At 60.0% G+C, this 17,908-nt stretch carries 13 protein-coding genes; 7 read left to right on the top strand and 6 right to left on the bottom strand.

Annotation, left to right across the window (positions count from 1 at the left end; genetic code table 11):
- Positions 1-75: 75 nt before the first annotated feature.
- Positions 76-1,092, bottom strand: coding sequence for a protease SohB (sohB, locus tag CYD26_RS00755; protein WP_102051568.1), 1,017 nt, complete (start codon positions 1,090-1,092; stop codon positions 76-78).
- A 203-nt stretch (positions 1,093-1,295) separates the two neighbouring features.
- Between sohB and CYD26_RS00750 the strand changes: the two genes are divergently transcribed.
- The 5 genes from CYD26_RS00750 (at position 1,296) to CYD26_RS00730 (ending at position 5,336) form a co-directional block, all read left to right on the top strand.
- Positions 1,296-2,006: a histidine phosphatase family protein gene (locus CYD26_RS00750; RefSeq protein ID WP_102051567.1), complete on the top strand. Its 711-nt coding sequence runs from the start codon at positions 1,296-1,298 to the stop codon at positions 2,004-2,006.
- 57 nt (positions 2,007-2,063) lie between these two features.
- A complete protein-coding gene (locus tag CYD26_RS00745; protein WP_065757654.1) occupies positions 2,064-2,381 on the top strand; it encodes an SCP2 sterol-binding domain-containing protein in 318 nt (105 codons plus the stop codon).
- 191 nt (positions 2,382-2,572) lie between these two features.
- On the top strand, positions 2,573-3,640 hold the full coding sequence (locus CYD26_RS00740; RefSeq protein ID WP_099775072.1) for a phosphotransferase family protein: 1,068 nt from the start codon (positions 2,573-2,575) through the stop codon (positions 3,638-3,640).
- A gap of 26 nt (positions 3,641-3,666) precedes the next feature.
- The gene (locus CYD26_RS00735; protein WP_065757656.1) at positions 3,667-4,434 is read left to right on the top strand and encodes an SDR family oxidoreductase; all 768 of its coding nucleotides are present in this window, start codon (positions 3,667-3,669) and stop codon (positions 4,432-4,434) included.
- Between the two features lie 122 nt (positions 4,435-4,556).
- Positions 4,557-5,336, top strand: coding sequence for a TSUP family transporter (locus CYD26_RS00730; protein WP_065757657.1), 780 nt, complete (start codon positions 4,557-4,559; stop codon positions 5,334-5,336).
- On the opposite strand, the gene nudC is transcribed toward CYD26_RS00730, so the two are convergent.
- Together nudC and CYD26_RS00720 are read right to left on the bottom strand one after the other, a co-directional pair.
- Positions 5,304-6,134 (bottom strand): NAD(+) diphosphatase, encoded by an 831-nt coding sequence (gene nudC, locus CYD26_RS00725; protein ID WP_099775074.1) that lies wholly within the window; start codon positions 6,132-6,134, stop codon positions 5,304-5,306. The two genes, CYD26_RS00730 and nudC, sit on opposite strands and share 33 nt — an antisense overlap.
- A 37-nt stretch (positions 6,135-6,171) precedes the next feature.
- The gene (locus CYD26_RS00720) at positions 6,172-6,984 is read right to left on the bottom strand and encodes a crotonase/enoyl-CoA hydratase family protein (protein WP_102051566.1); all 813 of its coding nucleotides are present in this window, start codon (positions 6,982-6,984) and stop codon (positions 6,172-6,174) included.
- 164 nt (positions 6,985-7,148) lie between these two features.
- Here CYD26_RS00720 and nhaB point away from each other — a divergent pair, with 164 nt between their 5' ends.
- Complete coding sequence (nhaB, locus tag CYD26_RS00715; RefSeq protein ID WP_102051565.1) at positions 7,149-8,651, top strand: sodium/proton antiporter NhaB; 1,503 nt, start codon at positions 7,149-7,151, stop codon at positions 8,649-8,651.
- Between the two features lie 78 nt (positions 8,652-8,729).
- On the opposite strand, the gene zwf is transcribed toward nhaB, so the two are convergent.
- The 3 genes from zwf to CYD26_RS00700 all read right to left on the bottom strand — a co-directional run bounded on the left by zwf (position 8,730) and on the right by CYD26_RS00700 (position 15,876).
- Positions 8,730-10,229, bottom strand: coding sequence for a glucose-6-phosphate dehydrogenase (gene zwf, locus CYD26_RS00710; protein WP_102051564.1), 1,500 nt, complete (start codon positions 10,227-10,229; stop codon positions 8,730-8,732).
- Positions 10,226-11,206, bottom strand: coding sequence for a phosphogluconate dehydrogenase (NAD(+)-dependent, decarboxylating) (gnd, locus tag CYD26_RS00705; RefSeq protein ID WP_102051563.1), 981 nt, complete (start codon positions 11,204-11,206; stop codon positions 10,226-10,228). The genes zwf and gnd overlap by 4 nt, the downstream gene beginning before the upstream one ends.
- Before the next feature lie 140 nt (positions 11,207-11,346).
- A complete protein-coding gene (locus CYD26_RS00700; protein ID WP_102051562.1) occupies positions 11,347-15,876 on the bottom strand; it encodes a dermonecrotic toxin domain-containing protein in 4,530 nt (1,509 codons plus the stop codon).
- 449 nt (positions 15,877-16,325) lie between these two features.
- Here CYD26_RS00700 and glgA point away from each other — a divergent pair, with 449 nt between their 5' ends.
- Positions 16,326-17,885, top strand: a complete 1,560-nt coding sequence (gene glgA / locus CYD26_RS00695; protein WP_102051561.1) for a glycogen synthase GlgA — start codon at positions 16,326-16,328, stop codon at positions 17,883-17,885.
- Positions 17,886-17,908 lie beyond the last annotated feature (23 nt).

Raw genomic sequence — 17,908 nt, 5'->3', positions numbered from 1 at the left:
TAGCTGGTCATTTGCAGACTTAAAGTCCGAAATGCAAAAAGCCCGACCAACAGCCTCACCGAGGACACCGTTGACTCAGCGCCAGCGGCTCAAACGGCTCCACAGGCCCACCAGCGTATTCTCGATCGAACTGCTGGCGGCCAAGCCAACCCGCTCCTGCAGGCTTTTGCGCTCGGCAAAATGCAGGTGATAGAGGTTCGCCTCTCGGGCACGGTCGCTGAGGTACTCATCGCTGGTTTTCAGCTCATCAACCAGATGCTTGTTCAGCGCGGCAACACCCAACCAGACTTCGCCGGTGGCGACCTCATCGATGTGCAACTGAGGGCGATAGCGCGACACGAAATCCTTGAACAGCTGGTGAGTGACGTCCAGGTCTTCCTGAAACTTCTCCCGCCCCTTCTCGGTGTTCTCGCCAAAGACGGTCAGGGTGCGCTTGTACTCACCTGCGGTCAGCACTTCAAAGTCGATGTCATGCTTTTTCAGCAAGCGATTGACGTTGGGCAACTGCGCCACCACGCCGATGGAGCCCAGCACGGCAAACGGTGCACTGACGATTTTCTCGCCGATACAGGCCATCATGTAGCCGCCGCTGGCCGCGACCTTGTCGATGCACACGGTCAGTGGTACACCCGCCTGGCGAATGCGCGCCAACTGCGAAGCGGCCAGGCCGTAGCTGTGGACGATGCCGCCGCCACTCTCCAGGCGCAGCACAACCTCGTCACGCGGCGTCGCGAGCGTCAGCAGCGCCGTAATTTCATGCCGCAGGCTGTCGGTGGCAGACGCCTTGATGTCACCGTCGAAGTCCAGCACGAAGACCCGGCTTTTCTCGTCAGGTGTTTTTTTCTGCAACTTCTCGGCCTTGCCCTGCTGCTTGCGCAAGGCCTTGAGCTGGGCCTTGTCGAGCAGGTTGGTCTCCAGCCGCTCACGTAGTTCCTTATAGAAGTCGTTGAGCTTGGTAACCTGCAATTGCCCACCGGCCTTGCGCCGACCCTTGCCACGCAGGCCGGCGAGGGCCGACAGAACAACCAGTATCGCGATCACCAGGGTCGCGGTCTTGGCGAGAAAGCTTGCGTACTCAGCCAGAAACTCCACAGTAACTCCTTAACATGCCTGCGCCCATACGGCGCGAACCAGAGCTCAAGCATACCGACGCTACCCCGCCCCTGCCAGCGCCTGAAAACACCGGCATCACAGTTCAAACAACCTTTTCAAACGCTTGTATGTTTTTTCATTGACAGCCTGACAGCGGCAACCTAACCTCGCCGAAACCCTTAATTCCGGCAGACGGTCGCAACGTGGGCAGCATTTACCTGATTCGACATGGCCAGGCCTCCTTTGGTGCAGACGACTACGACGTCCTCTCGCCCGTCGGTGTTCGCCAGAGCACCGTGCTTGGCGAACACCTGGCCGAACTGGGCCTGCGCCTGGACCGTTGCCTGGCCGGCGATCTGCGTCGCCAGCAGGATACCGGGCGCCTGGCACTGGCGCGCATGCAGGAGGCCGGCGCCACGGTGCCGAGGCTGGAAACCGACAGCGCCTTCAACGAGTTCGATGCTGATACGCTGATTCGCGCCCTGCTGCCGAGCCTGCTGCCAGACGAGCCCCACGCACTGGATGTCTTGCGCAACGCGGCACAACACCGCAGTGAGTTTCAGCGTATTTTCGCCCTGATTGTTCGCCGCTGGCACACGGGTGACTACCAGCACCCCAAGGTGGAAAGCTGGCAGGGTTTCGTCGCCCGGGTAGATGCCGGGTTGCAACGCGTGCTGCAACAGGCCGAGCATGGCGACAATATCGCGATCTTTACGTCGGGCGGCACCATTACTGCCCTGCTCCACCTGATTACCCGAATGACACCAGACCAGGCCTTCGCACTGAACTGGCAGATCATCAACACCTCGCTCAGCCAATTGAAGTTTCGCGGCAGCGAGGTGGCCCTGGCTTCCTTCAACAGCCAAGCCCATGTGCAGCTGTTGAAGGCGCCGGAACTCATGACCTATCGTTGAGTACCGGCCCATGGTGACCTTTGCCGGTCGCCGAAATCACTTAATAAGGAATGCACCATGACCTCTGTAGCTGATGCCGTTCAAGCCATGAAATCCAAGTTCAACCCAGCTGCCGCTGCTGGCCTGGACCTGGTTTTCGGTTTCAACGTGACCGACGAAGACAAGCACTACGCGCTGATCATCAAGGATGGCACCTGTGACCTGCAGGAAGGCGAAAACCCAGACGCCAACGTCACCCTGGTCATGGACAGCGAAACCCTCAAGGGTATCGTCAGCGGCGAAACCGACGGCATGCAGGCCTTCATGGGCGGCAAGCTGCGCGTTGAGGGCGACATGATGCTGTCGATGAAGCTCAGCGAGCTGTTCCCGGTTTAAGCCGTCTGCGGATGCAATTGAAACCGAAGTGTTGCCTGCTTCGGTTTTTTTTCGCCTGCATTTTGCTGGCCCATCAGGACCGCTGATCGACCGGCAACACGGCCGCCAATAAAGCCCTGCGGCACTTGTTCGGCCCGAGGGCCAGAATTAGATTAGCCAATAATCTCAGGCCTCAATCATAAGGGATAAGCATGACGCTCAACGACCAGTCCACCCAGGTCCGTCCCGGCGAAGAACTCGACGTCGCCCTCATCGACCCTTATCTGAAAGCACAGATTCCCGGCCTGGGCGGCACGCCGCGCATCAGTCAGTTCCCCGGCGGGGCCTCGAACCTGACCTACCTGCTGCAGTACCCGGAACAGGAACTGGTACTGCGCCGCCCGCCTTTCGGGCACAAGGCCAAATCGGCCCACGACATGGGCCGTGAGTTCCGTATCCTCAACCAGCTCAACCGTGGTTTCCCGTACTGCCCCAAGGCCTATGTGCATTGCACCGACGCCTCGTTGATCGGCAGCGAATTCTACGTAATGGAACGGGTCAAGGGCATCATCCTGCGCGCCGACCTGCCGGCAGAGCTGAACCTGAACGCCGAGCGCACCGAAGCCTTGTGCAAGAGCTTCATCGATCGCCTGGTCGAGCTGCATCAGGTCGACTATAGCGCCTGCAACCTGACCGACCTCGGCAAGCCAGAAGGTTACGTGCAGCGCCAGATCGAAGGCTGGAGCAGTCGCTACGAGAAGGCATTGACCCCTGACGCGCCGCGCTGGGAGGCCGTGGTCGCCTGGCTGCGCGAGAAGATGCCGGCAGACCACGCGCGCCCCGGCATCATTCACAACGACTACCGCTTCGATAACGTGATCCTCGATGCCGCCAACCCAATGCGGATCATTGGCGTACTGGACTGGGAAATGACCACCCTCGGCGACCCGCTGATGGACCTGGGTAACACCCTGGCGTATTGGATCGAAGCGACAGACCCTGCCCCCGTACAACTGATGCGCCGCCAGCCGAGTAACGCCCCCGGGATGTTGACCCGTCGCCAATTTGTTGATTACTACGCCGAACGGGCGGGCATCACGATCGATAACATTGATTTCTACTACACCTACGGCCTGTTCCGCCTGGCCGGTATCATCCAGCAGATCTACTACCGCTTTTATCACGGTCAAACCCAGGACAAGCGTTTCGCCCCGTTCATCCACATGAACAGACTGCTGGAGCATATGAGCCTGCAGGTCATCGAAAAATCCAGCCTTTGACACCAACAAGAAGAAAGGAATAGCCCATGTCCAAGACCCAACTGTTCGACCTCGACGGCAAGATCGCCTTTGTCTCGGGGGCCAGCCGTGGCATCGGCGAAGCCATTGCGCACCTGTTGGCCCAGCAGGGCGCTCATGTCATCGTCTCCAGCCGCAAGCTCGAAGGCTGCCAGCACGTAGCCGATGCCATTATCGCGGCAGGCGGCAAGGCGACCGCCGTGGCATGTCACATCGGCGAAATGGAACAGATCCGCGAGACCTTTGCCGTTATTCGCGGGCAATTCGGGCGCCTGGACATTCTGGTAAACAATGCGGCCACCAACCCGCAGTTCTGCAACGTGCTGGACACCGACCTGAGTGCCTTCCAGAAGACCGTTGATGTGAATATACGCGGCTACTTCTTCATGTCGGTGGAAGCCGGCAAGCTCATGCGCGAGCACGGCGGCGGCAGTATTATCAACGTCGCCTCGATCAATGGGGTTTCGCCGGGGCTGTTTCAGGGCATCTACTCGGTAACGAAAGCCGCCGTGATCAACATGACCAAGGTGTTCGCCAAGGAGTGCGCCCCGTTCGGTATCCGCTGCAATGCCCTGCTGCCCGGCCTGACCGATACCAAGTTCGCCTCCGCGCTGGTCAAAAACGAGGCCATCCTCAATACGGCCCTGCAGCAAATTCCGCTCAAGCGCGTGGCCGATCCCAAGGAAATGGCGGGTGCGGTGCTGTATCTGGCCAGCGATGCCTCGAGCTACACCACAGGGGTGGCGTTGAACGTCGATGGCGGTTTCCTGTCCTGAGCCGCGCGGCGAGGCGGTTTGTTGGCTTGCCTGCGGCTGCAGGCGCCAGCAAGGCTGGCTCCTGCAGGCACCTGGCGGTACCATGTCGGCCCTTCTGCGCCCTGCCGAATTAAGCCGATTAAATGCCTTTTGAACTCAGCGTTGACCTGACCACCCTCGCCATTCTCGCCGCCGTTGCTTTTGTCGCCGGCTTTATCGATGCCATCGCCGGTGGCGGCGGATTGCTTACCACACCCGCCCTGCTGACTGCCGGCCTGCCACCGCACCTGGTATTGGGTACCAACAAACTCAGCTCGACCTTTGGCTCGGCTACCGCCGGTTTCACGTTCTACCGGCGCAAGCTGTTCGACCCCATTCAATGGCGTCGAGGCCTGATCGGTACGGCGATTGGTGCATTGATTGGCGCGGTCACCGCCCATTACCTGCCCGCCGAGTGGTTGAACAAGATGCTACCGGTGATCGTCTTCGCCTGCGGCGTCTACCTGTTGTTCGGCGGCACGCCCAAGGCACCACTGGACGCCAACGCGCCAATCAAGAAAGGCAGGCAGTTTCCCCAAGGCTTTTCCCTGGGTTTCTATGACGGCGTTGCCGGCCCTGGCACGGGCGCCTTCTGGACCGTCAGCAGCCTGCTGCTGTACCCCATCGACCTGGTACGGGCCAGCGGTGTGGCGCGCAGCATGAACTTTGTCAGCAACGCAGCTGCACTGTCGGTGTTCATCTTTTCGGGGCAAGTGGACTGGCTGATCGGGCTGTCCATGGGTTCAGCGCTGATGGTGGGTGCGTTTTTCGGTGCACGCACCGCCATCAGCGGCGGCGCCAAGTTTATCCGCCCGGTGTTCATCACCGTCGTGCTCGGACTGACTGTCCGCTTAGCTTGGCAACACTGGTTCAGCCAGGCCTGAACGACGGGCTACATAAAGGTCAATCAGGTACCGGGCGATAGAGCGGCTTGCTGGCAACGGCGGCAATGCATCGACCCGGAACCACCGGGCATCCTCGATCTCGTCAGGCTGCATGACGATCTCGCCCCCGGCGTACTCAGCATGGAACCCCAGCATCATGGAGTGCGGGAACGGCCAGCACTGGCTGCCGACGTACTGGATGTTCTTCACCTCGACCTGCACTTCCTCACGCACTTCACGAACCAGGCAGTCTTCAGCGGACTCACCTGGTTCGGCAAAGCCTGCAAGGGTGCTGTACACCCCGGTGACAAAGCGTGGTGAACGGGCCAGCAGGATTTCATCACCACGGGTGATCAGCACAATCATGCTGGGCGAGATGCGTGGGTAGAAACGCAGGTCGCACGGCGCGCAGTACATCGCGCGCTCCCAGTGGATCTGTTGCATCGGCTGACCACAACTGCCGCAGAAGCGGTGCTCTCGGGCCCAGGTACCGATCTGCGCGGCGTACCCCAGCACCTTGTAGATCTCGAAGTCGCCTTCGAGCATGAACTGGCGCAGCCCACGCCAGCTGCAGCCGGGTACGTCCTGCTCGGCCTTGAGCTCCAACAGAAACACCGGTTGCCCATCAAAATAGCCGATGCCGTGTTCGCACAACACCTCCAGGCCCTGGTGCTTGAGCCAATCGCGGGGAAACAAGGCACCGTTATCGTCAACCAGAAAACCCTGGGCACAGCGGGCGACCGCCAAGCCGCCACTGATGTTCGTATCCAGTACCGCGGTTGTCCAACGCACTGACATATTCCGGTTCCTTGTGCGAGCCCGCGGCTGGGTGGTTTCAGTCGGCGAACTCGGGTTTCTGTTTACTCATGTGGGCAGCCATGGCTACCCGCAGATCGGTGGACTGCAGCATGGCAGCATTCCAGGTGGCGATGTACTCCAGACCATCGTCGATGCGGTGGTCGCGCATGTAGCTGAGCATCTCCTTGGTGCCGGCCACGGCAATGGGGGATTTTCCCGCAATTTCCTTGGCAATGGCAAAGACCCCGTCGAGCAGGCTGGCCTGATCGGTGAAGGTACGGTTGACCAGGCCGATTTGCCGCGCCTCTTCTGCGTCGATGGTACGGCCGGTATAGGCCAGCTCTCGCACCAGGCCATCGCCGATGATACGTGGCAAACGCTGCAAGGTGCCGACGTCCGCCGCCATGCCCATGTCGATTTCCTTGATCGAGAACTGTGCATCGCTGGCGGCATAGCGCATGTCGCAGGCGGTGATCAGGTCGATGGCCCCCCCCAGGCAGTAGCCCTGAATGGCCGCCAGGACCGGTTTGCGGCAGGTGTCGACGGCATTGAAGGACGCCTGCATCTGCAAAATGGTGCGCCGCAGCAGGCGCGCATTGCGGCCAACGTCCTTGCCCAGCTGGTTGGCCACCGAGGCCAGCAGCATCAGGTCGATGCCGGACGAGAAATGCTTGCCCGCGCCGCTGATCACCACGACCCGCACAGCATCGGTATCGTCGATCCATTTGAAAATTTCGATGATTTCCGCCCAGAACGCGGCGTTCATCGCGTTGACCTTTTCCGGACGGTTGATCTGTACATGGGCAATGTTGTTCGACAGTTCGACCTTGAACGCTTGATAGTCGGTCACAACGGCACTCCTCGGGCTAAGGCAGGGTTAGTCGCAGGACTATATCAAGGTCACGGCAGACACCCAGACCGTGGTTTTGCCAAAACAAGGACTACATCCGCCTTGATCTTGTCGCCCACATCCGGCAAGTTGCGCAGCTGTTGAATCATAAGGATACATTTTTCATGTCCCGCTCCCTGGCCGGCGCCCTGGCCCACAATTTTCTCGGGCAGTCGCCACGTTGGTATAAAGCCACCATTTGCCTGTTCCTGCTGCTCAACCCACTGTTGCTGTTTACCCTCGGCCCGGTAGTGGCTGGCTGGGTACTGGTAATCGAATTCATTTTCACCTTGGGCATGGCGCTCAAGTGCTACCCATTGATGCCAGGCGGGTTACTGATGGTCGAAGCCCTGTTGCTGGGGATGACCACGCCACAAACACTGTACGAAGAGCTGCAACACAACTTCCCGGTGATCCTGCTGCTGATGTTCATGGTGGCCGGCATCTACTTCATGAAAGAGCTGTTGCTGTTCGTGTTCTCGCGCATCCTGCTCGGGGTGCGCTCAAAGGCCCTGTTGTCGCTGCTGTTCTGTTTCCTCTCGGCGTTTCTGTCGGCCTTCCTTGATGCCCTCACCGTGACCGCGGTGATCATCAGTGCCGCCGTGGGCTTCTACTCGGTGTACCACCGGGTGGCATCAGGCAACAACCCACGCGAAGAGTCGCTGGTCGATGATGATCAGCACCTGGCCAACCTGCACCATGAAGACCTGCAACAGTTCCGCGCCTTTCTGCGTAGCCTGCTGATGCACGGCGCAGTCGGCACGGCACTGGGCGGTGTCTGCACCCTGGTGGGTGAGCCGCAGAACCTGCTGATCGGTCATGAAATGGGCTGGCACTTTGCCGACTTCTTCCTCAAGGTCGCACCGGTGTCCTTGCCCGTACTGGCCGCCGGCCTGGTGACCTGCGTGCTGCTGGAGAAACTGCGCTGGTTTGGCTATGGCACCTTGCTGCCGGACAACGTGCGCCGCGTGCTCGCCGCCTACGCCGCCGAAGACGATGCTGCCCGGACCTCCCAGCAACGCGCCGCACTGCTGATTCAGGGCCTGGCCGCCTTGATCCTGATTGTCAGCCTTGGTCTGCACATCGCCGAAGTGGGCCTGATCGGCCTGCTGGTCATCGTATTGATCACCAGCTTCACCGGGATTACCGATGAGCATCGGCTGGGCCGCGCCTTCCAGGACGCCATGCCATTCACCTCGTTGTTGGTGGTGTTCTTTGCCGTGGTCGCGGTCATCCACCAACAACAACTGTTCAGCCCGCTGATTGCAGCGGTACTGGCCCTGCCGACCGAGCAGCAGCCCGGCATGCTGTTCATTGCCAACGGCCTATTGTCGGCGATCAGCGATAACGTCTTCGTCGCCACGATCTACATCACCGAGGTCAAGCAGGCGTTCCTGGCGGGCAGCATGAGCCGCGAGCATTTCGAAACCCTGGCGGTGGCGATTAACACCGGCACCAACCTGCCGAGTGTGGCCACCCCGAATGGCCAGGCGGCGTTCCTGTTCCTGCTGACGTCGGCCATCGCGCCGTTGATTCGCCTGTCCTACGGGCGGATGGTCTGGATGGCCCTGCCCTACACCATCGTCATGGGCGGGCTGGGCTGGTGGGCCGTGACCTATTGGCTGTAAGCCAACAGCACACTTGAGCGCCGAACAGGGCTTCGACAGGCAACCGCCGGTCGAAGCCCTGTTTTTTTCAGCCAATTTTCAGCCAATCGGATGCCAGGCGCGGTGATCCCGTGCCAGCAGTTCATCCGCTGCAGCCGGGCCATCTTCGCCAGCCGCATACGGCTGTACATCACCGCCACGCTGCCACGCATCGAGAAAAGGCTGTACCGCACGCCAGCCATTCTCGATGTTGTCGGCGCGCTGGAACAACGTCTGATCGCCGGTCAGGCAGTCATAGATCAGCGTTTCGTAGCCCGTTGATGGCTGCATCTTGAAAAAATCCTTGTAGGCAAAGCCGAACTCCACCGTCTCCATGGCAAGGGTTGGCCCCGGGCGTTTGGCTTGCAGGTCAAACCACATCCCTTCATTGGGCTGGATCTGGATTTTCAAGTAGTTGGGCTTCGGCCGCTCGGCATCGCTGTCACGAAACTGCGCATAAGGCGCTGGCTTGAAGCAGATGGCGATTTCGGTATCACGCACGCTCATCCGCTTGCCGGTACGCAGGTAAAATGGCACGCCGACCCATCGCCAGTTGTCGATCATGACTTTCAACGCAACATAGGTTTCGGTCTGGCTATGCGGGCCAACCCTGGGCTCTTCGCGATACCCCGGCAGTTTCTTGCGCCCTTGTTTGCCTGCCGTGTACTGCCCACGCACCGAATTTTTCAAAGCCATGGCCATCGACCAAGGCCGGATAGCCCCGATCACCTTGGCCTTTTCGCTGCGCACGGCATCGGCGCCAAACGCCGCTGGCGGCTCCATGGCAACCATCGCCAGCAACTGGAACAAGTGATTTGGCACCATGTCCCGCAATGCTCCCGTGTGGTCGTAAAACCCACCACGGCTTTCCACGCCGATGGTTTCGGCTGCAGTGATCTGCACATGATCAATGTAGTGATTATTCCAGAAGGCCTCGAACAAGCCGTTGGAGAAGCGGCTGACCAGGATGTTCTGCACCGTCTCTTTGCCCAGGTAGTGGTCGATGCGGTAGATCTGCTTTTCGCTCATCACCGCGAGCAACGACGCATTCAACGCCTCAGCGCTGGCCAGGTCGGAACCGAACGGTTTTTCCACCACAACCCGACGAAAGCCGTTGGCTTCGTCGAGCAACCCTGCACCGCCCAGTTGCCGGGCCACCTCGGCGAAAAAACGCGGCGCGGTAGCCAGATAGAAGATGGCATTGCCCGTGCCGCTCTTGTCGATCCGTTGTGCGATGGCTTGATAGGTGGTCGAGGCGAGGAAATCGCCAGTCAGATAATGAATATGCCTGGCCAGGCGCCCCCATCGCTTTTCATCAAAACAGCGTGTGCCCTCATTACCCTGGTCGCGTTCACGCATGAAGGCTTCCAGGCGCGCGGCAAACTCACGGTCGGCGGACGGGTTGTGATCGACCCCGACAATACGCATGCGCGGGTCAAGCAAGCCATCACGCTGCAGGTTGAACAGGGCAGGCATCAACAGACGTTTGACCAGATCACCATTGGCACCAAACAGAAACAGCGTGCACGGTGCAGCGGTTTCAGCCTTGGCTAGCGTCATTCGAACTTCTCACTGTGCCCACCAAAACCAAAACGCATCGCTGAAAGCAGTTTGTCGGCATAGGTGCCTTGCTGCTGGCGTGAGCGGAAGCGCGCAAACAGGGCACTCGACAACACCGGCACGGGCACTGCCTGCTCGACTGCCGCATCAATGGTCCAACGCCCCTCCCCACTGTCGGCAACAGCGCTGCTGAAACTGTCGAGTTGCGGATCGGCGACCAGCGCGCTGGCGGTCAGGTCTAGCAGCCAGGACGTGACGACGCTGCCACGGCGCCAGACCTCGGCAATCTCGGCCAGGTCGAGGTCAAGACGCTGCTCGGCGGGCAGTGCAGCGCCGGCTTTGCTCTTGAGCAGGTCGAAGCCCTCGGCATAAGCCTGCATCAGGCCATACTCGATGCCATTGTGGATCATCTTCACATAATGACCGGCACCTGCAGGCCCGGCATGGATGTAGCCCTGCTCAGCGCGCCCGAGCGGGCCCGTGCGCCCCTCGGTACGGGGAACGTTGCCAACCCCCGGCGCCAGCGCGACGAACAACGGTTCCAACCGTTCCACGATGGCTGCCTCGCCACCAATCATCATGCAATAGCCACGCTCCAGGCCCCAGACGCCGCCCGAGGTTCCTACATCGACATAGTGCAGTTGACGTGTGGCCAAGGTGTCGGCCCGACGGATGTCATCCTTGTAGTGGGTGTTACCACCATCAATAATCACGTCATCGGCTTCCAGCAGGTCGGCCAGCCGGGCAATGGTCTGCTCGGTAGCCTCACCGGCTGGCAGCATTACCCACACGGCCCGCGGCTTGTCCAGCAGAGCAACCATGTCCTCGAGGCTCTGCGCGCCGCGCGCGCCTTCAACGACCAGGGCATCGATTGCCGCCACATTACGGTCGTGAACCACTGGAAGATGGCCATGGCGCATCAACCTTCTCGCGATGTTGCCGCCCATGCGGCCCAGCCCCACGATTCCCAATTGCATGACGATGGCTCCACTGGATGTCGGAAAACTCAGCCCATTGCTGGGCTCAAGATTAGTCCAGACACAGGCATTGGCCGTCATAAAGCGCACCGACGCGCGATGACTGACCGGCCAACGCCTGCAGCAGCGCCGTCGTTCACTCAGGGTTGGCCGAGAAACACGTCATCTGCGGTTTTCTTGTCCAGTTTGGCGCGATAGATCGCAATCACCTGCTGACCGTCGCTGGCCTGCGCTTTCTGCCACTGCAAGCCTTGTCGTCGTTGCTCGCGGGTTTTCACATGGGCAGCGCTGAAGTCACGCTCGGCTGCGTCGGCACTGGCGTAATGAAAATGGGCATACCAGAGCACTTCGCCATCCTTGTCACGTATTTCGTACTCATCCAGGTAGTCCACCAGCCGTTGCTGCTTGTCCTTCAACGGTTTACGCCTGACAGTACGAGCGATGGTGATCGCCTTCTGCTCGTGCAGGTAGGCAATCCGTGCAGCCGTTGGCAGTTGGCGTTTGATCATCTCGATACGAATCCGCTTGCCAGCCTCGCGCATCTGCTCGGACTTGTCCCATAAGGCCTTGTTTATCAATTCTGCAGACTGCCCCGTCACCGCCTCATCGGTCGCGTTGTCACGAATGAGCAGCGCATCGATCTGCGTGTACAAGTCAAGCAAGGGCCGGGCCTGCAACACCAGCAGGTCCTCCATGTCAGAAGGCAACTGAGCCGTCAGTGACTGGGCCTGAGCACGCGCAATGGACTGATCGGCTTGACGCAACAGCGCATCGGCACGCCCCAGCAATGTCCGCAGGGCAACACCCGGTTGCGCGGCGGCCTGCGTCCGTTGGGCCATTGGCACCTCGCGCCACACCGACTCGCCGGGGGGCTGCTCATAACTGGTAATGACCGTGTTCTCGATCGGGTCCATTACATCGACAATCGCCGGTTGCCCGGCGTGCCCCTCAGCACGACGCTGCCCGACGACCAGTCGCTGCCCTCGGGTACGAATCAGCGTTTTACCCCGGCTGGAAGGCCCCGGTTTGGGCTTTGGCGCTTTGGGAAGGCGAGTGATCTGCTCTGCCAGCGCCTCTAATGCCTGGTCCAGGAGTTTCTGAATCAGATCGCGCAGCGGCGCCAGCAACGCCTGATGTTCGGCTTCATCAAGGCTTTGACGGTAGTTATCGAGCGTGTCGAGTGATTTTTGGTAGCTTCGTACCGCATTGTCCAAAACCTCCACCTGCTCCTGCGCCGACAAGGCAGGGTCCTTCGCATCGATTCTCAATCGGCAGGCTAGTTTAGCTTGCGGAACGACCTGTTCCAGCAACACCGTGCTGCTGTCTTCGATCTTCAGGATGATGCCGAGGGCAATGGTGTACAGCTGAGTCCCCCGCCAGGCCAGGGAGGATGACAGCCCGACTTGAAGCAGTTGAATTTCCGTCAAGTAGCGAGGGCCATCAGGAAGCGCTTTTTCCAATACTGGCGCCAGCGACTCCATGGCGTAAGTCGTCTCGGCAATTTCAGTGATTTGGGCCTGTTGCTTGGCACAATACTTCTCCAACAGTGCACGCTCCGGCGTACCGTGCCCCTTGAGCAACGCAGGCAACCCGCCTCGCCCCTCAAAACTGTTGACCAAGCGGTCGATCAACTGCTTGACGCTAAAGCGCTGCAAACGCAGCTCTGAAGACAGTTGCCCCTTGACCAGCATGTGCTGCCTGAGCATTTCGGCCATAATGCGCCGATAGCCGCTTACCGCCGACAGGTCGTTCAGCGTTTGCATGTTGCTGATCACCTGCCCGACCAGTTCGTCGTGCTGACGCAGCCGTTCAATCAGGCTGGCCAGTTCAGCCCCGGATATTTCCTCTGGGCGCCTGGGTGCGTCCCGCAGCGCTTCCAGTTGCGCACGCTGGGTTGTCAGCTCTCCCTGTAACGCTGCAATACGCGCCTGCTTGCTCACCTGGGCCGCACGTATACGCGCACTGCCGTGCATGCCACCGCGCAGGCGTAAACGCAGGTCCAACGCCCAGGTGCCATCGGCCTGACGTTTCAGCCAGGGCCCCGGCTCATCCGGTGTGCGGCTGTCGGCGATGCGTACCCCCTCTTCATCCACTCGCACCGGGTAAACGTCATGGCCGATCTGAACCCAGTTTTTGTGCTGGAAGGAATACACGCCCTGCGCATCCGGCGAGCCGAGTGTGTCGATTGATTTAGCTGAGCGAAAACGTGCCAGCGCCCGAACCTGTGCGCTCGACAACCGGCCTTGAGCCGATGACCAGGAAAAGTCCAACTGATTGAGCACCGTACCGTTACTCAATACCGCGGGCGCCTCTTCAACACGCAGCGATATCGGAGCCTCGGTTGCCGGGGGTAACGGCGTAGCCCCTGCAGCCGATGGCCGTACCGGTAGCGGCAGTAACTCCAGGACGTACATCAGGCAGAACAACAGATCGAGCAAGGCCGGTACAAGTTGCGACGGGCTGGTCTGGCCATTGAGCTGCTGTACACCATGGGCAAACGCCAGCGCCCAACCCACAGCGGCCAAGGGACCACGCACAAATGGCAACAGCGTATTGAACAGCAGCCAACTGAGCGTTTGCCAATGCTTTGCACGGTCCTCGGCATTGGAGATGGACTGCAGGTCGGCAATGCGCAGCAGTTGCGCAACAGTTCCTTCATAGACATGCCGAGCGGCCTCACCCGGCAGTGCCAGGCTACTCAACACTACAGGTGCCGGCGTTTCGATGGCCTGGAAATCGGGTTCCAGCAGAACCCTTCGCAGGTGCGGCTCGCTGAAACCGCCATGGTCGTAGATCGGCCGTACCAGATCGGCCAAGCGGGACAGGATGTCCGCCTGCAACCCTGGGTCAGCCACAATCTGCTCCAACAGAGCCTTGCGCGAGGCAAACTGCAACAGCGGCGTGGCGTGCAGGGGTCGAAACAACAGCAGAGGCCCCGGCGAGGAAGGCTCAATCAAGTAGGTGTTCTCTACCTTGTCCGCCGAGGCGCCCGGTTCAGCGACAAAGGCCAGTGCGGACACCGTTGGCGACGGCCCCGCTGGCGATGACGTCAGTGCAACCGCCAACTCATACCCCGCCTCGGTAAAGCCACATGCACCGCGAATGGTGTTTTCAAGTGCCAGCAACGGCAGTTGCCCATACCATTGGGCCCTGAACAACGGATAGCGCAGTTCAACCTGCGCAGCATCATCACGCAGTTGGTTTGCCAGCAAGGCCTGATACTGCGCGCCTGCATCGACGCTACGGACCAGGTGCCTGACATAGTCAATGTCGAACCATTCCGGCAAGGCAGCAGCGCCTCGGGTGCGAACTTCAAGTGCCCCGGGGCGCAAGCTCTCGAGGTTGTCGAGTGCCAGTTGTGTCAAGCTGCGGACGCTGGTTTTAATCGTACCCTGCACCGTCAGGTTGCCAGCGCTACCCAACGCTGCACCGATCACCTCATGATTGAGGACTTCGATCTGCTCGATCGCCACGGCCTGGGCATCAGGGTGATCACGCAGCATTTGTTGCTGCAGGCGCTTTTGCGCAAAGACCTCGATCGTCGGAATACCGTCGAGATAAGAACGGCCACTCATGACCTCCGGTATCTGTGCCACTGCCTTGAGGCACTGAAGATAGCGATCCTGGTCGCTTTTGCGTGCGTTCAACAACCACTCCGGGAAATGCCGGGACAGTTCACGTGCATAATCAATGGCCTGCAGCTGCCCGATGGCTTGCATCGAGATCACGCCATCCAGCGTTGCAGCGAAGGTACTGCCATCAAGGTCCGCGCGCGTGCCCATCAGGTCAATCCAATGGAGCTGCTGCTCAAACAGCAAACGCGCCTGAGCCTCGAACATATCGCCAAGGGTACGGGAAACGGTACAGGTGGCCGCACCGTGTTCGGGCCATTGTTCAACATACTGCAGCAACGCCTGGAGTGAGTCGAAGGGTTGCAGATAGCCGCTCAGGTCGTACAGGTACACCTGGGTATTGTGCTCACCCTCCAGCCCACTGATGATCAGGCTGCTCATCAATTCGCCAGCGCCCCCCTGCTCGCCCGGCGGTACACCCAGCACGTACAGCTTGACCTTGGCCAGTTCGGTAACCCGTGAACGATCCGCCTCGAAAGGGTAGCGGGCCAGTTCAGTCAGCAGTGACTGCTGGGTAGCGGTAAGGCGACCCGACGCCTTCGCGACCTGGACTGCGCTTGCAAAATGCTGCCGCAGCCAGTGCTCAGTGCAACTGAGCGGCGTTTGCCCGTTGGGTAATGCGCGGTTCCAGAATTCGACCAGCGCCTGTTTGTACGCATCGAGAAGTGCAGTGCCGCAGGCATTGATCAGCAACTCCACGGTATGCAGATCAAGCGTCAGGGCCTGAGGAAATTCGGCGCCCTGCTCTTGCGTGAGGAAATCATGGCCGGGGGTAAGGTTGCAGGTGATTTTGCTGGCGCACTGCTGGACTACCGCTTGAGCCAGGCTCAGCGCGGTACTCGCCTGGTCAGAGACCGGCCCACGCACGGTGACATGCAGGGGGTCCAGCGTCACGGGCAATTGACGCGCTGCCCATTCTCGGCTCAGTAGTTGCTCGGCCACCGTGCCCAGGGTGGGTCGGGAGGCAACGATCCCGGCCAAGGTCATTGCCTGTGAAACATGGCGCTCGCGCCATTGGGCATAGTGTAGGTCTGTCATCTGAAAAGCCTTCTTGTATAGAACTGAAGGCCCGATTTGAACGCAGTACTGCCAATGCCACGCGGTATCCTGATACCGCCCTGCAACAAAACAGCTTAACCTTCGCAAAACCCTCGCTAAAGTGACCAGCGGGTCACATATTTCACTCAAGCTCTCCTACACTCATAAAGCTGCCCGGATAACGTTTGGAAAATTTGCCCTGTCGCACCGGTCACGCCTGAAAAACGGGCTCACCACCCAGTAGTACCAAGGCCAGGGTTCCTGACAACAGGTGCGCCCCTTCCACCCTCCGTCTGAAACACGCCTTCGGCGGAAAGCATCAATGGGTGCGGCGTTTGCATGCAAGAAAACGAACACTTCAACACGACGTATAAAACAGAGAAATCGCTTTACCGCTAATGACCATTTCGGGTGCCATTACACCCGTTTGCATAGGGACGGAGAGACGTATGATTGATGCTGCTGTCGAACCTCATGTAACGCATTTCACTGCTCAAGTCATCGAGCCGGCCAGCCCCCCTTTCGCACCTGCAGCGACGCCATCCAGGCCCGTACCACAGCAAAACCCGAACAAGAAAAAGATCCTGTTCGTCACTTCCGAGATTGCCGACCTGGTCAAGACCGGTGGCTTGGGTGATGTCTCGGCTGCCTTGCCGCGCGCCATGAGCCACCTGCATGACGTGCGGGTACTGATCCCCGGCTATCCGCAGGTGCTGGAAAGCGACAATCCGATTCATCTGGTCGGGGAACTGGGCGGGCACGCCGCACTCCCTCCCTGCAAGATCGGCCGCATGGACCTGGCCGACGGCCTGGTGATCTATGTCCTGATCTGCCCAGAACTGTACCAGCGCGAAGGCACGCCCTACGGGGCAAACAATGGCCGCGACTGGCCTGACAACCACATCCGTTTCGCCCGCCTGGGGCTGGCCGCCGCCGAGATCGCGGCTGGCGAGGGCATGGTGCACTGGAAGCCCGACCTGGTGCATGCCCATGACTGGCCCGCTGGCCTGGCGCCGGCGTACATGCACTGGCGCGGCCTGCATACCCCAACCCTGTTCACCATTCACAACCTCGCCTATCAGGGGGTGGTCAGCCGGGCGTGCTGCCCGGAACTGGCCATCCCAGAACACGCCCTGCAGCAGGAAGGCATGGAGTTCTATGGCAAGCTGTCCTTCCTCAAGGCCGGCCTTGCCTATTCCAGCCACATCACCACAGTCAGCGCCACCTACGCGCAGGAAATCACCACACCAGCGTTTGGCTGCGGCCTCGACGGTTTTCTCTCGAGCAAGGCGCAGTCGGGCCTGTTGAGTGGCATTCCCAACGGCATCGACGAGAGCTGGGATTCGGCTACCGACACCCACCTGAGCCACCCCTTCAGCCTCAACGACTGGGAGGGCAAGGCGCGCAATACCCAACAGGTACGCACACTGTTCGGTTTGCAGCCCAGCGAGGGGCCACTGTTTGCAGTCGTGTCACGACTGGTCTATCAGAAAGGCCTGGACCTGACGCTGGGCGTTGCCGAATACATCGTCCAACAAGGCGGCCAGATCGCGATTATCGGTCGTGGCGAGCCGGAAGAAGAACAGGCCATGCGTGACCTGGCGCTACGTTTTCCAGGGCAGATCGGCGTACGCATCGGTTTCAATGAAACTGACGCCCGGCGCATGTTTGCCGGCAGCGACTTCCTGCTGATGCCGTCACGCTATGAACCCTGTGGCCTCAGCCAGATGTATGCGCAGCGCTTCGGTTCACTGCCGGTAGCCCGCAATACCGGCGGCCTAGCCGACACCATCGAGAATGGCGTCACCGGGTTTCTGTTCAACGAGTCTACGGTGGAGAGTTACCGCGAAGCCTTGAGCCGGGCCTTTTATGTCTATGCCAAAAAAGACCTGCTGCACGCCATGCGCTGCCTGTCGATGACCCAACCCTTCAACTGGTGCCAGGCGGTAGAGCCCTACGCCCGTTTGTATGAAGCGTTGGTAGAACGCGCCACTCAAGGTCACTCATGAGCACGAGGTAACGGGCATGCCCA

This window comes from Pseudomonas sp. FFUP_PS_473 (assembly GCF_002858665.1).
Lineage (GTDB): Bacteria > Pseudomonadota > Gammaproteobacteria > Pseudomonadales > Pseudomonadaceae > Aquipseudomonas > Aquipseudomonas defluvii.
Note: the sequence above shows the minus strand (reverse complement) of the source record. Positions and strands in the feature narration are given on the sequence as shown.

Excerpts from the sequence above, each read along its gene's own strand:
- zwf (WP_102051564.1), bottom strand. The coding sequence starts at position 10,229 with ATGACGCTAGCCAAGGCTGAAACCGCTGCACCGTGCACGCTGTTTCTG.
- CYD26_RS00745 (WP_065757654.1), top strand. The coding sequence starts at position 2,064 with ATGACCTCTGTAGCTGATGCCGTTCAAGCCATGAAATCCAAGTTCAAC.
- nudC (WP_099775074.1), bottom strand. The coding sequence starts at position 6,134 with ATGTCAGTGCGTTGGACAACCGCGGTACTGGATACGAACATCAGTGGC.
- CYD26_RS00735 (WP_065757656.1), top strand. The coding sequence starts at position 3,667 with ATGTCCAAGACCCAACTGTTCGACCTCGACGGCAAGATCGCCTTTGTC.
- CYD26_RS00700 (WP_102051562.1), bottom strand. The coding sequence starts at position 15,876 with ATGACAGACCTACACTATGCCCAATGGCGCGAGCGCCATGTTTCACAG.
- gnd (WP_102051563.1), bottom strand. The coding sequence starts at position 11,206 with ATGCAATTGGGAATCGTGGGGCTGGGCCGCATGGGCGGCAACATCGCG.
- nhaB (WP_102051565.1), top strand. The coding sequence starts at position 7,149 with ATGTCCCGCTCCCTGGCCGGCGCCCTGGCCCACAATTTTCTCGGGCAG.
- glgA (WP_102051561.1), top strand. The coding sequence starts at position 16,326 with ATGATTGATGCTGCTGTCGAACCTCATGTAACGCATTTCACTGCTCAA.
- CYD26_RS00730 (WP_065757657.1), top strand. The coding sequence starts at position 4,557 with ATGCCTTTTGAACTCAGCGTTGACCTGACCACCCTCGCCATTCTCGCC.
- CYD26_RS00740 (WP_099775072.1), top strand. The coding sequence starts at position 2,573 with ATGACGCTCAACGACCAGTCCACCCAGGTCCGTCCCGGCGAAGAACTC.